The sequence below is a fragment of the Variovorax atrisoli genome (assembly GCF_014195185.1).
In the GTDB taxonomy this organism is placed as follows: domain Bacteria; phylum Pseudomonadota; class Gammaproteobacteria; order Burkholderiales; family Burkholderiaceae_C; genus Variovorax; species Variovorax atrisoli.
Map to the genome: position 1 here is coordinate 258,234 of NZ_JACIBG010000008.1, position 14,523 is coordinate 272,756.

Below are 14,523 nucleotides of genomic sequence, written 5' to 3' on the forward strand. Positions count from 1 at the left end.
GCCGATCGCAAATGAAACACTGGAAGCATCTCAATCTGGGCACGGTGCTCGTCGTCGTCTGGCTGATGACCCTTGCATGGGACTACTGGGATCAGACCCGCAGTGTCGAGATGATTCCCTACAGCGCTTTCGAAGAGCGGTTGAGGCAGGGCCACATCTCGGAAGTCACGGTTGGCGACGCGATCATCACCGGGCGGCTCAAGATACCGGACAAGGGAAAGGACACGCTGATGGCGACCATGATGGAGCCGGAGACGGCGCAGCGTTTATCGGCTTTCGGGGTCCCCTATCAGCGAGTGCGCAGTTCAGGCTGGCTTGCGACACTGGCCTCCTGGGTTCTGCCCGCTCTCGTGATCTTCGGCCTCTGGAGCCTCGTGCTGCGGCGCGCAGGTGGCGGGGGCGGACTGCTGGGCGTCGGAAAGAGCAAGGCCCGCATCTACATGGAGAAGAGCACCGGGGTGCGCTTCGACGACGTGGCCGGTGTCGACGAGGCGAAATTCGAACTGCAGGAGATCGTCGACTTCCTCAAGAACCCGAAGGAGCATGCGCGCCTGGGTGCGCGCATTCCGAAGGGCATTCTCCTCATGGGACCGACCGGCACGGGCAAGACCTTGCTGGCGCGTGCCGTCGCCGGAGAGGCTGGCGTCGCCTTCTTCTCGATCAGCGGGTCGGAGTTCATCGAGATGTTCGTCGGTGTGGGCGCTGCGCGGGTGCGCGACCTGTTCGAGCAGGCCCGCGCGAATGCGCCCGCCATCATCTTCATCGACGAACTCGATGCGCTCGGCAGGACCCGGACGGCCTTTCCGATCGCCGGAGGCCAGGACGAGCGCGAACAGACGCTCAACCAATTGCTCGTGGAACTCGATGGATTCGACCCCAGCGTCGGTGTGGTCCTTCTTGCCGCGACGAACCGGCCCGAGACGCTGGATCCGGCGCTGCTTCGCGCAGGCAGGTTCGACAGACAGGTCCTTGTCGACAGGCCGGACCGCCCCGGCCGATGCGCGATCCTGAAAGTACACGCACGGAAAATCCAGCTCGAACCGTCGATGGATCTCGATCAGGTCGCAGCCATCACAGTGGGGTTCGCGGGGGCCGATCTCGCAAACCTGGTCAACGAGGCGGCACTCGTCGCGACGCGGCGAAATGCGAACTTCGTGACGATGACAGACTTCACCAAGGCGATCGAACGCATCGTTGCCGGCATCGAGAGAAAGAACCGCATCCTCGGCCCTCGAGAGCGGGAGCTCACGGCCACCCACGAGATGGGTCATGCGCTGACGGCCCTGGCACTGCCGGGTACCGACAAGGTTCACAAGGTATCGATCGTTCCCCACGGCATCGGCGCGCTTGGCTACACGCTGCAGCGGCCCTCGGAGGATCGGCATCTGCTGCGCAGAGGCGAACTTCTCGACAAGCTTGCGGTGCTGCTCGGTGGACGCGCTGCCGAACTGCTCGTGTTCGGCGAACCATCGACCGGCGCAGCAGATGACCTGGTCAAGGCGACGAGCCTGGCGCGCGACATGGTGCTGCGCTACGGCATGGACAGCGGTCTCGGGCCGGTGTTCTACGCGGACCGGCAAGGCTCCGCCGTCGACCCTCTCGCGGGTACACCGGCAACACCTGCATCTTCAGCGACCAGCGAGAAAACGGCCCAACGCATCGACGATGCGGTTTCGGGCCTGATCGAACAAGAAACGAAGCGGGCAACCCGCTTGCTGCACGAGCGACGCGAGATTCTCGACAGGTGCGTGCGCGAGCTGATGCGCAAGGAGACACTGGAGGAGGCCGAATTGCTTGCCCTGGTCGCAGGCCAGGGCGCCGTGCATACCGCGCCGGACGAACGCGTTGAGGCGACGGCTTCCTTGACCGGCGTCGACGAAACGGCGGGTGCCGAGTCCCCCGCGCGCGAGCCGGCGGCCGCGCGCGTGCCCTTGCTGCAGCGGAGCTGAATGATGAAAACGTTGTGGGTCTATCTCCATGCCTGTATCGCCACAGTGGCCTGGGCCTTCATCTTGCTGGCGTTGTGCCTGGCCTTGCTCGATCCGAGCTCCAGCGTCAACCGGGATCCGGTCTTCGCGGTGATCGCAATTCTGATGGCTGCCGGGCATCTGAGCTGCGGGAGCTTGCTGTTTCGCCAGATTCGCAGGGACATCCGCGAAGCCCGGCGGCAGAAGCTGGCCGAGGGCGATGCCGGGACCAAGGTCCGGCGTGCTCGCTCATCGTCCTGAGTGTTGCGAGGAGGTAGCGCAGGAGACGCTCTTCTCGGGGGCTGCGACATCGTTGTTTCATTGACGGCCTCCTTCCCGGTAGCGAAGGCACTGCGCATCGCAAACGGCCATCAGTGAAAGAAAAAGTAAGATGCAATCTTGCGTCCCGTGTCACAGAATTCATGGCGAACCGGCGCGGGAGCCGGCGAGTCGATGATGCCCAGGGCTGCGGAACCCGAAGCGCGACGAGGAGGAGCCATGAACAACGGTCATTCGAAGCACCCCGGCTTGCGAGCGCACGCGACGTCACGAAGCCTGCCATGAACGCGAGGACTGGTACACCTCCTTGCACAGCGCCTGACTGAAGCGCACACCCTGCCCACAGCGCGTGCAATTCGTCATTGCGTTCCTGTTCGTTGACCGGCTCGTCGGAATTCGCGGACGTACGGCCGCTGTCTTCATCCTGCTGGCGTGCCTTGTGCTCGCGAGCCATGCGCAGCAACAGCCGCAGCCCCTGACACTCGACGCCCGATCGACCCTTGCAGAGCGCAGCTTCATCGGACGCATACAGGCCTATTACGACGAAAGCGGAAAGCTCACGCGCGAGCAGGTGGATTCGCCTGCCTTCCGGCAGCAGTTCAAGACGGTCGAGGGCACCTTCAACGGCGGCTATGTCAGGGGCGCCTGGTGGGTGCGGTTCCAGGTCCGGGCCTCGCCCGAACAGGTCGTCCGTCCGCTGGAGAACGGCTGGTGGCTGCGGCTGAACGCACCTTACGCCGACTACATCGACGTGTGGTGGCGCGGCGCCGACGGCGGGTTCGAGCATCGCGCCCTCGGCGGGATGCGGGCGGGTTCCAAGCGCGAACTGCCCTGGTCGATGCCCACGGTGCGGCTGCCGGAGTGGCCCGATACCGAGCCGCGCTGGATCTGGGTGCGCCTGGCGGGCGACCGTACCCTGAGCCTGGTCGGCGGCGTGTCGCCGCTGCGCGAGCAGGCCGAGGTTCAGCAGGAACTCAATTTCGTCGATGCGGGCGTCACCGGGATGGCCTTGCTGATGGCGGTAGTCAGCCTGATGATGGGCATCGCTTTGCCCGACCGCCGGTTTGTCGCCTATGCCGGCTACCTGGTCACGCTCGGCATGGTGTTCGCGAGCTCCGAGGGCCTGCCGGCGTCGTTCTGGCTGCGCGACAGCCCTCTGGCGGCGGTCCGGCTGCACAACTTCTCGGTCTGCCTGCATACGGCCGCGGCCTTCGCTTTCGCACGCGTCCTCCTCGACATGGAGCGGCAGTTCCCGCGCATGAACCGTGTCTTCCAGGTGATGACGCTCGCCTGCCTCGCGGCCTGCGCGGCGGCCATGGCGGGCTGGTACGGCCGTGTCGCCCGGCCGCTGAACCTGGCGTGGGTGCTTTTCGCGGCCTGCATCGTGCCCATGTGCATCGTGGCGCTGCGCCGCAACATGCAGGCGTGGCCGGGGCTGGTGGGCTATGCGGTCTACCTGATGATGGGATCGGTGCACTTCGCCAAGAACCTGCAGTGGCTGCCCTTCACGCTGGCGGCCCAGGCGAGCTATGCGATCGGCAGCATCCTCCACATCATGGCTTTCTTCTTCGCTCTGGGCTGGCGCGTGCGCCAGCGCGAGCGGCGTGCGCTGGCGCTGTCGCTTCGGCATCGTGCGCGGCTCTCACGGCGCGTGAACGAGCGCACCCGCGACCTGCGTCAGGAGATCGAACAGCACCACCGTACGCACGACCAGCTCGCGCTGGCGCTGCGCGAGCAGCGCGGCCTGCTGGCCATGGTCTCGCACGAGTTCCGCACGCCGCTGGGAACGATCGGCGGCGCGGCGCAGCTCCTCACCGACGACCGGCTCGGCCTGGCGCGCGAGGAGGTCAAGAAGGAGGCCGAGAAGATCGGCCGCACCGTGCTTCGCATGCGCGACCTGGTCGACACCCTGCTGGCCGACGAATGGCTCGATGCGTCGAGCGGCAACGTGCATCCGGTGCCCATCGATTTGGCGGTATTCCTGCGCGAGAAGATCGAGGAGCACAACGAAGGCAGCGGCCGCGGACGCATCTCCCTCCAGCTCGATGCGAGCGCGCTGCCGGCGCTGGCGGACGAGATGCTGTTGCACATCGCCATGGACAACCTGCTGAGCAATGCCATCAAGTACGCGCCACCTGATTCGCCGATCCGGGTCCGCGCAGGCATCCGCGCCCGGCCGCCCGAAAACCTTGCGCCGGGTGCAGCGGGGCCTTGCATCTGCATCCAGGTATGCGACAAGGGGCCAGGCTTCGCCTCGGACGACCTGCCGCACGTCTTCGAGCGCTTCTATCGCTCGGCCGGCACGCGGCGCATTCCGGGCATTGGGCTCGGCCTGCACATGGTGCACCGCATCGCCGCGGTCCATGGCGGCAGCGTGGCCGCCGCCAACGGGCCCGGGGGCGGTGCCGTGCTGACCCTGACCCTGCCGCTCCACGCAGGCAGCGCGCTGGCGGAATATCCCGGGCACGAAACACGCACTGCGCTCGCCCGCCCGGGAGGCGTCCGATGAGCGGCCTCGCCCGCGTGCTGGTCATCGAGGACGACGACGACTTGCGCGACACCGTGGTGCGCTACCTGCGCGGCGTGGGCATGCTCGTCAGCGGCCTGGAGAGCGCGGAGCAGCTCGACGGGGAACTGGCGCGGCAGGACTTCGATGCCGCGGTCTGCGACGTCAACCTGCCGGGCGAGGATGGATTCAGCGTGCTGGCGCGGCTGCGTGCGCGCGGCGCGATGCGCGTCGTGATGCTGACGGCGCGCGGCATGTTGAACGACCGCCTGCACGGACTGGGACTGGGCGCCGACTACTACCTCGTCAAGCCGGTCAACCTGCGCGAGCTCGAGATGGTCCTGCACAACCTGCTGCAGCGCAGCCAGGAGGTCCAGGCCCCATCCCCGGCCCCAGCCGCGCAAGAGCCGTCGGCGATGGACGCTGGCGACGCCTCCGCCCAGGCCCCCTGGCGCTATCAACTGACCTCCTGGCTGCTGCTGTCGCCCGGCGGCGAGCGCGTGCAGCTCTCGAACGCGGAAGCACGGCTGCTGCAGTGCCTGATCGAACAACCGCGCGAAGTGGTCGGCCGGGCCGCGCTGCTCGCGGCGATGGGGCGTCCGGGCCTGGAGGCCTACGAGCGCAACCTCGACGTGACGGTTTCGCGCCTGCGCCGCAAGGTGGAGCAGGCCAGCGGCGAGAAGCTGCCGGTCGTCGCGGTGCGCGGCGAAGGCTACAGCTTCCAGGGCCAGGTGCGCATCGAACTCTGAGCACTTCGGACTGCGGTGTGGCGCCGCACGAACACCAATGCATTCATTCGGTGCCGGAGACCTACCGATTTCCGTAGGTGCCCACTGTGCATTGCAAGAAAACGCAAGGTGCAAATTCGATAGCGCCATTTGAGAATTTCCCTCCGAAGCGGCGCCACGGTGATGCCGCTCTCCGCCACGGCGGGACAGGAGGAGAACTCATGAAAAACGACGCGAAGACCACCATCGATCAAGGGGCGCCAGCCCCACGGACCGCCGCAGGCCCAGGCTCTTCGCTAGGTCGCTAGCCGGGCTTCCCCGCCCGGCGCGGGAACGGACCCGCCCAGGTCCCACCGCTTCCATTCCATTTTCAGACGCAGCGTCGCCCATGCGCGCTGCGCAGGGAGAACCGTTGCCATGAATACCGCCTACAAGACCATCTGGAACGCCGCGCTCGGTGCATGGGTGGCCGTCTGCGAAACGACGCGCGCCCGCGGCAAGCGCAGTAGCGGCCGGCGCACACCGAGCGGCGCCCGCCTGTTGGTTCCGTTGGTGGGCGTGCCGGTCTTCATGCTGAGCGGAACGGCCTGGGGGGCCTGCACCGCTGCGGGCAACACGCTCACCTGCACCGGCGACACGCCCGGCTGGGTCGGCGTCGCGGACGGCGGCACGATCAACAACACCGGGAACATCGCCACTTTCGGCGATGGCACCTGGGGCATCTATGTCGGGCCCAACGTCACGATCAACAACTCCGGCACGATCAGCGGCACGTCGGGCGTGGTGGCCGGGGCCAACGCGGTGATCAACAACGACGGCGGCACGATCCAGAGCCCCGATCGCGCGATCCAGGTGACGGGCGGGCCACTCACGCTGACCAACTCGAACGGCGGCGTCATCGAGGGCCTCGCCGGCGCGCTTCTGTATGGGGGCGGCACGATCGTCAACACCGGCAACAGTCGCATCAGCAGCACGGGCAACTACCTGGGTCTGGGCTTCGGCGGCGGCAATGCGAGCGTCGCCAACACGGCCGGCTCGACCATCTCGGGCGTCTTCAGCATCTACGGTCAGGCCACCTCGATCACGCTCGACAACGGCGGCCTGCTGCAAGGCAGCGTCGCCCTCGACGGCGGGCTGGTGCAACGGGTGACGCTGCGCACCGGCAGCAGGATCGCCGGCGACCTCGGCATCGGCTCCGCGGTGGGATCGACGCTGACGCTCGCGGGCGCGGGCAGCCAGATCTACTCGCAGGCTGCGACGGGCACCACCAGCTTCGGCGGCGACCTGATCAAGAACGACAGCGGCGACTGGCTGATCAACCGCGCCATGGCGCCAAGGACGGCGGTGGTCAACGAGGGCGCGCTGGGCTTCGCGTCGGGCGGCACCTTCGGCTCCGGGACGGCGCTCAGCCTGGAGGCTTCGGGCACGCTGCTGTACACGGCGTCGGGCACCCCTGTCATCGGCAACCTGAGCGGCGTGGCGGGCAGCAAGATCTCGCTTGCGGCGGGCTCCTCGCTGACGATGGCCGACGACAGCAGCACCACGGTGGCCAGCGACTTCAGCGGCGGCGGCACGCTGATCAAGAACGGCGACGGCGTGCTCACGCTCAGCGGCAACAACAGCGCCTTCGCCGGCAGCTTCACGGCCTATGCAGGCACCTTGCAGGCAGCGAGCGCGCAGGCCATCGGCGGGGCCGCGCTCGGCGTAGGCGGGCCGGTCGCACTCGCGAGCCCGTTCGCGCTCTCGCTCAACGATGTCTCCTTTCTGTCGAACGCCGGCGCCCTTGCGGTGCAGACACCCGGCGCGGTGAGCTTCAACGGCGTGATCTCGGGCGGCGGCTCGTTGGACCTGCGCGCCGTCGGCGGCACCGTCGCGCTGCTCAACAACAACGGCTACGCGGGGGGCACGCGCTTCGCGAACAACACGGTCGTGCTCGCCAGCAATACCGCGCTGGGCAGCGGCGTGGTCTCGATCGAGGGCAATACCGCGATGTCGGCCACGACGGCGCTGACACTGGGCAACGCCTTCGCCATCGGCAAGTCGAACACGCTGACCGTTTCCGGCCCGGCACTCGCGTTCAACGGCCAGATCTCGGGCGATGGCAGCATCGTGAAGCTGGGCGCCAACGCGCTCACGCTGACTGGCGCCAGCACGTACACGGGCGGCACGCAGGTGGCCCAGGGCACGCTGCGAATCGCCAACAGTTCGGGCAGCGCCACCGGCCAGGGCGCAGTCAGCGTGCTCGGCGGTGCCACGCTCGCAGGCAACGGCGCGATCGCCGGTTCGGTGAACGTGGCGGCGGGCGCGCGCCTGTCGATCGGCAACAGCGGCGTGGGCGCGCTGAGCACCGGCTCGCTCACGCTCGCCGCGGGTTCGACGCTCGAGATGGAACTCGGCAAGGCGGGCGTGGTCGGCGGCGCGTTCAACGACTTGCTCACCGTCAACGGCGATCTCTCATTGGGCGGCACACTCGATCTCGCACCGTCGGCTGGCGGTACCTTCGGCGCGGGCCTCTACCGGCTCATCAACTACACGGGCGCGCTGACGGCCAACGCGATGACCATCGGCAACGCCTCGGTGCCGCTGAGTTACTTGTCGCTGCAGACCGGTGTGGCCAACCAGATCAACCTGGTGAACACCGGCGGGCTCGCGCTCAACATGTGGGACGGCGGCACCGCCTCGGCCTTCAACAATTCCACGGTCGAAGGCGGCAGCGGCACTTGGCGCGCAGGCTCGCCGGGCGACAACTGGACCGATGCCAACGGCATCGTCAATGCGGGCTGGATCCAGGACGGCTTCGCGGTCTTCACCGGAAAGGCAGGCACCGTCACAGTCGACAACAGCGGCGTGGGCGGTCCGGTGCGCATCGGCGGCGCGCAGTTCGCGGTGGACGGCTATGTGGTCAACGGCGACGCACTGACCATCGGTTCGCCCGCCACGGCAGTGCGCGTGGGCGACGGCACCAGCGCGAGCGCCGGCATGACTGCCAGCATCGCCGCTGCCATCGGCGGTGCAGGCGGGCTGGTCAAGGAAGACGGCGGCACGCTGATCCTCAGCGGCAAGAACACCTACCTGAGTGGCACGACGGTCAAGGGCGGCATCCTGCAGATTTCGGCCGACAACAACCTCGGCGCGGCGGGCACGGGCCTGGCGCTGGACGGCGGCACGCTGCGCATCGCGGCGGGCAGTGCACCGTTCTTCAGTGCGCGTGCGATCGCACTGGGCGCGGGCGGCGGCACCATCGACCTGAGCAACGCCCTCTGGGGCCTGAGCGGCTCCATCAGCGGAGCCGGTTCGCTCACCGTCACAGGCAACGGCGGCTCGATCAACCTGGTGGCGGCCAGCAGCTACAAGGGCGGCACGGTGGTGCAGGGCGGCGCGACGATCACTGCCGGTGTCGGCTCGGCCTTCGGCAGCGGCGCGGTGCAGCAGCAGGGCAGCGGCACGCGCGTGACGCTCTACGACACGGCCAGCGCAGGCGGTAACACCTACACCGTCGGGCGCGCCGGCATGGCCGACAACGACAATCGCCTGGGCTTCATCCAGAACGCGACGGCTGACAGCGCGAGCATCACCGTCAACGGTTCGGGCTGGAATTTGCCAACGGCGAACGCGCTGCAGTTCGGCGACAGCGCTACCGCTGGCAGCGCCGCCATCACCAACCAGGGCGGCGCGGTGTACTTCCAGCAGGGGTCGAACGCGGCCAGCGCAACGATCGGCAACGGTACCGACAGCCTGCTGAGCTTCCTCGGCTCGGCGAATGCGGGCAGCTCGAAGATCGTCAATGTCTCCGGCGGCATCGTGCACTTCGCGGAAGCCTCCAGCGGCGCGAACGCGACAGTGAGCAACGCAGCGGGCGGCGTGGTCGACGTCTCGGGCTCGACCGCCAAGGGCGGCGTCGAACTGGGCTCGCTCTCGGGCGAAGGCAATGTGGTGCTGGGTGCCACGCAGCTCACGCTGGGCGGACTGAACGCGAGCGACACGATCTCCGGCGTCGTGAGCGACAAGGGCAGCGTCTTCACGCAGCCCGGCGCAGGCACCGGGGGCTCGGTCGTCAAGGTCGGTAGCGGCACGCTGGTGCTGAGCGGCGCCAACACCTACACCGGTGGCACGACGGTGTCGGCCGGCACACTGCGCGTGAACAACATCGTAGGCAGCGCCACCGGCACCGGCGCAGTCCTGATCCAGTCGGGCGCGACGCTGGGCGGCTCGGGCACGATCGCAGGCGCAGTCACCGTCGCCAACGGCGCCTCGGTGAACCCGGGCAACAGCCCCGGCACGCTGACCATCGGGAGCTTGAGCCTGAATGCGGGCTCGGTGCTCAACTACGAACTTGGCCAGGCCGGTGTGGCAGGCGGACCGCTCAACGACCTGATCAACGTCAACGGCAACCTGCAGCTCGACGGGACCCTCAACGTGGCGCAGTCGGCCGGCGGCACGTTCGGCGCGGGCGTCTACCGCCTCATGAATTACGGCGGCACGCTGACCGACAACGGCCTGGACGTCGGCACCGCGCCCACCGACGCGAGCCAGATGTTCGTGCAGACCTCGGTGGCCAATCAGGTCAACCTGGTGAACAGCAACGGGCTGGTGCTCAATCTGTGGGACGGCGTCGATCCCGCCAGCTTCAACGACGGCAAGATCGCCGGCGGTTCGGGCACGTGGCGCGCGGGCACGCCGGGCGACAGCTGGACCGATGCCAACGGCATTGCCAACGGCAGATGGGTGCAGGACGGGTTCGCGATCTTCGGCGGCAAGGCGGGCACCGTCACCGTGGACGGCACGGGCTCGGGGGGACCGGTGCGCATCGGCGGCGCGCAGTTCGCCGTCGATGGCTACACCGTCGTGGGTGACGCGCTGACCGTGAACGCTGCAGGCTCCGTCATCCGCGTCGGTGACGGCAGTGCCGCTGGCGCCGGGATGACCGCGACCATCAACGCCGAGATCGCCGGCACGGGAAGCATCGTGAAGGACGACCTGGGCACGCTCGTGCTCGGCGGCCGCAACAGCTATGCGGGCGGCACGACAGTCCGAAGCGGCATCCTGCAGATCTCGTCCGACGCCAACCTCGGCGCGGCCACGGGCAAGCTCGCGTTGCAGAACGGCGCCACGCTGCGCGTGACCGGCGACGCCACCAGTGCGCGCGCGGTGAGCCTGGGCGCCGGCAGCAACAGCTTCGAGATCGCCGCAGTGCGCACGCTCACGCTGAACGGCTCCATCAGCGGTGCCGGCAGCCTGCGCAAGACCGGCGCAGGCACCCTGCGGCTCGGCGCGGCCAACGACTACTCTGGCGGTACTTTCGTCGATGCGGGCACGCTCTCGACCGATGTCACCAGCGCGCTTGGCAGCGGCCCGGCAAGCGTGGCCTCCGGCGCCACGTTGCAGCTCGGAGGCAGCTTCGATGCCGGCACCGCGGCCATCGCGAACCAGGGTACCGTGCGGCTGCAGGGCACGGCGAGCGCGGGCAGCGCGACGCTCACCAACTCGGCGGGCGGCGTGCTGGCTTTCGCGGACAGCGCATCCGCCGACAAGGCCACGGTGCTCAATCAGGCGGGCGCGCAGCTGCGCATCGACCAGGCGACCACCGGCGTGAGCATCGGCGCGGTCCAGGGCGAGGGCGAAGTGGTGCTGGGCGCGAAGGTGCTGACCACCGGCGGATCGAACGCCGACACGACGCTCTCGGGCGTCATCGACGGCACGGGCGGCTCGATCGTGAAGGTGGGCGGCGGTACGCTCACGCTGACCGGCGCCAACACCTACACGGGCGGCACCACCGTGAGCGGCGGCACGCTCAGCGTCGACAACCAGAGCGGCAGCGCCACGGGCACGGGGGCGGTGCAGGTCCAGAGCGGCGGAACGCTCGCGGGCAGCGGCAGTATCGCGGGGGCGGTCACCATCGGCAAGGGCGGCGTCCTGTCCGCTGGCAACAGCCCCGGCACGCTGACGCTCGGCGCGCTCACCCTCGCCGGCGGTTCCACCTTGAACTACGAACTCGGCCAGGCGGGCGTGCCCGGCGGCGCGCTCAACGACCTGATCAACGTCACGGGCAACCTGCAGCTCGACGGCACGCTGAACGTCGCGCAGTCGGCTGGCGGCAGTTTCGGCCCTGGGCTGTACCGGCTCATGAACTACGGCGGCAGCATGGTCGACAACGGCGTGGACATCGGCACCGTGCCCACGGGTGCCAAGGCAGCCGACCTGCAACTGCAGACCTCGGTGGCGAACCAAGTGAACCTGGTCAACCGCGCGGGCCTGTCGCTGAACTTCTGGGACGGTGGTGACAGCAGCAAATACAACGACGGCCAAGTGGCCGGCGGCTCGGGCACCTGGCGCGCGGGCAACCCGCAGCCTTCGCTGGACGGCTGGACCGACATGGACGGCAAGCTCAACGCCAACTGGGCGCAGGGCCAGTTCGCCGTCTTCGGCGGCAAGGCCGGCACCGTGACGGTCGACGGAGCCGGCGGCGCGGTGCGCATCGCCGGGGCGCAGTTCGCGGTCGACGGCTACGTGGTTCAGGGCGACGGCCTCACGCTGGACAACCCGGGTTCGGTGGTGCGCGTGGGCGACGGCACCGCCGCGGGCGCGGCCATGACGGCCAGGCTCGATGTCGCGCTCTCGGGTGCGGGGGGGCTCTCCAAGGAGGACGCGGGCCGGCTGATCCTGGGCGGCGTCAACAGCTATACGGGCGGCACCATCGTGAAAGGCGGCGTGCTGCAGGGCGCCGCCGCCAGCCTGCAGGGCAACATCGTGAACAACGCCGAGGTCGCGTTCGACCAGGACAAGACCGCCGGCACTTATGCAGGCGTGATGAGCGGCACCGGCAGGCTGCGCAAGATCGGCAGCGGCACGCTGACACTGGCAGGCGCCAACAGCTACAGCGGCGGCACGCTGGTGGATGCGGGCACGCTCGCCACCAATGCGAGCGGCGCACTCGGCACCGGTGCGGTGAGCATCGCGTCGGGCGCGACGCTGCAGTTCGGCGGCAAGGCGGACGCGGGCCCGCTCGCCATCGCGAACCAGGGCACGTTGCGGCTGCAGGACGGCGCGAACGCCGCGGGCGCCAGCGTGACCAACGCGGCCGGCGCACAGGTGCGCATCGACCTGGCCACGACCGGTGCGAGCATCGGCGCACTGGGCGGCGCGGGCGATGTGGTGCTCGGCGCGAAGACGCTCACTACGGGCGCAGTCGGCAGCGACACCACGATCTCGGGCGCCATCACCGGCACCGGCGGCTCGCTGGTCAAGGTGGGCGCAGGCACGCTCACGCTCGCGGGCACCGCCAGCTACAGCGGCGAGACCCGCGTCGCCGCGGGCATGCTCAAGGCAGGCGCCGCCAACGCATTCAGCGCGGCCTCTAGCACCGTGGTGGCCGGCGGCACCACGCTCGACCTGGCGGGCTTCAGCCAGACGGTGGCGAGTCTGAGCAACAGCGGCACCGTCACGCTCGCAGGCGCCGCAGCCGGCACCACGCTCACGGTCAACGGCAACTACGTCGGCAACAACGGCGTGCTGAAACTGGCCACCGTGCTCAACGATGGCGCGGGGCCCTCGGACCGGCTGGTGATCAAGGGCGGCGCGGCCAGCGGCAGGACCACCGTGCAGGTCACCAACCTCGGCGGCTTGGGCGCCCTCACCACAGGCAACGGCATCGAGGTGATCAGCGCGATCGACGGCGCGACCACCACCGCGCAGACCACGAAGGACGCATTCGCGCTCGCGGGCGGCCATGTCGACGCCGGCGCCTTCGAGTACCGGCTGCATGCGGGCGACGCAGGCGGTGCCGGGGAGAACTGGTACCTGCGCAGCGAGACGGACGCTGCGACCCCCGGCGCGGCGGGCCCCGGCCTGCCGACCTACCGTGCCGAGGCGTCGCTGTTCGCCGCACTGCCAAACCAGCTGCGCCAGGGCAACCTGGCCATGCTCGCGAGCCTGAGCCAGCGCATCGGCGACGACGACGTGCGCGGCAGTGCCGCAGTGACCACGCGCGTCGACGGCAACAACCGCCGCGCCTGGGGCCGGGTGATCTCCACCGACATGGACATCCGCCAGGGCGGTACCGTCTCGCCGCACGCCGAGGGCCGGCTCAACGGGCTGCAGGCCGGCACCGACCTGCTGGCCACGCCCGACTGGCGCGCCGGTCTCTACGTGGGCCAGCTCGAAGGCCATACCCGCGTGAGCGGCTTCGGCAGCGGCATCCTGAACAACGCAGCTGGCGGCAGCGACCTGCGCAGCCAGTACCTGGGCCTGTACGGCACCTACGCCGATGACTCCGGCTTCTATGCCGATGTGGTGCTGCAGGCGGGCCGGCATCGCTACACGGTGCAGCCGGTTCTCAGCGCGGGCTACTCGGGCAAGGGCAACAGCCTGCTGGCTTCGCTCGAGGTGGGCAAGGCCTTCGCGATCGGCGCGAGCGGCTGGTCGATCGAGCCGCAATTGCAGCTGATCCACCAGCGGCTGCGGCTGGACGACATGTCCATCCCGGGCGCGCTCGTCAAGCAGGATGCCGAAAGCGGCTGGATCGGCCGCGCGGGCGTGCGCATCAAGGGCAGCTTCGCGACCGGCGCCGGCACGCTGCAGCCCTATGCACGCGTGAACGTCTATCGCAGCGCCAAGGGCAACGACGTCGCGCGCTTCGTGAACCCCGCGGCGATCACACCGATCGGCACGCCCATCGGCGGCACCAGCACAGAACTGGCTGCGGGCTTCACGCTGGACGTGAGTCCGAGCACAAGCCTGTACGGCGAACTCGGCAAGCTGTGGGCCTCGGGCGGCGCGGCGCGCGTGGGCAGCTCGATCAACGCGGGTCTGGGGGTGAGGGTGAAGTGGTGAGGATGTGGCTCGCCGCATCCGCGAACGCTCGCCAGGCAGCTGCCGATGAAGAAGGCCCGCCGTTCTTGCGAAGCGGCGGGCCTGGTGAGGACCTCACTGGCCGCGCAGGGCCAGGCTGTACGAGGTTACCGTCACCCGCGGCATCCGGTGGATACCACGACTCCCCTCACGGGGGATTCCAGCAGCAGGTAGTCGAAAGGATAACGATCGTGCT

5 protein-coding genes are annotated in these 14,523 nt (G+C 68.9%); all 5 read left to right on the forward strand.

Annotated features, from left to right (window positions below; all coding sequences use genetic code 11):
• Positions 1–11: 11 nt before the first annotated feature.
• The 5 genes from ftsH (at position 12) to FHY06_RS26475 (ending at position 14,309) form a co-directional block, all read left to right on the forward strand.
• Positions 12–1,949 (forward strand): ATP-dependent zinc metalloprotease FtsH, encoded by a 1,938-nt coding sequence (gene ftsH / locus FHY06_RS26455; protein WP_184606849.1) that lies wholly within the window; start codon positions 12–14, stop codon positions 1,947–1,949.
• Positions 1,950–2,228 carry a hypothetical protein gene (locus FHY06_RS26460; protein ID WP_184606850.1) on the forward strand — a complete coding sequence of 93 codons (279 nt, stop codon included), beginning with the start codon at positions 1,950–1,952 and terminating at the stop codon, positions 2,226–2,228. It abuts the gene before it with no gap.
• A gap of 367 nt (positions 2,229–2,595) precedes the next feature.
• On the forward strand, positions 2,596–4,755 hold the full coding sequence (locus FHY06_RS26465) for a sensor histidine kinase (protein WP_311733737.1): 2,160 nt from the start codon (positions 2,596–2,598) through the stop codon (positions 4,753–4,755).
• Positions 4,752–5,501, forward strand: coding sequence for a response regulator transcription factor (locus FHY06_RS26470; RefSeq protein ID WP_132752627.1), 750 nt, complete (start codon positions 4,752–4,754; stop codon positions 5,499–5,501). Before FHY06_RS26465 ends, FHY06_RS26470 begins: the two co-directional genes overlap by 4 nt.
• A 396-nt stretch (positions 5,502–5,897) precedes the next feature.
• Entirely contained in the window at positions 5,898–14,309 is an 8,412-nt protein-coding gene (locus FHY06_RS26475) for an autotransporter-associated beta strand repeat-containing protein (RefSeq protein WP_184606851.1), read from the forward strand.
• Positions 14,310–14,523: the final 214 nt, after the last annotated feature.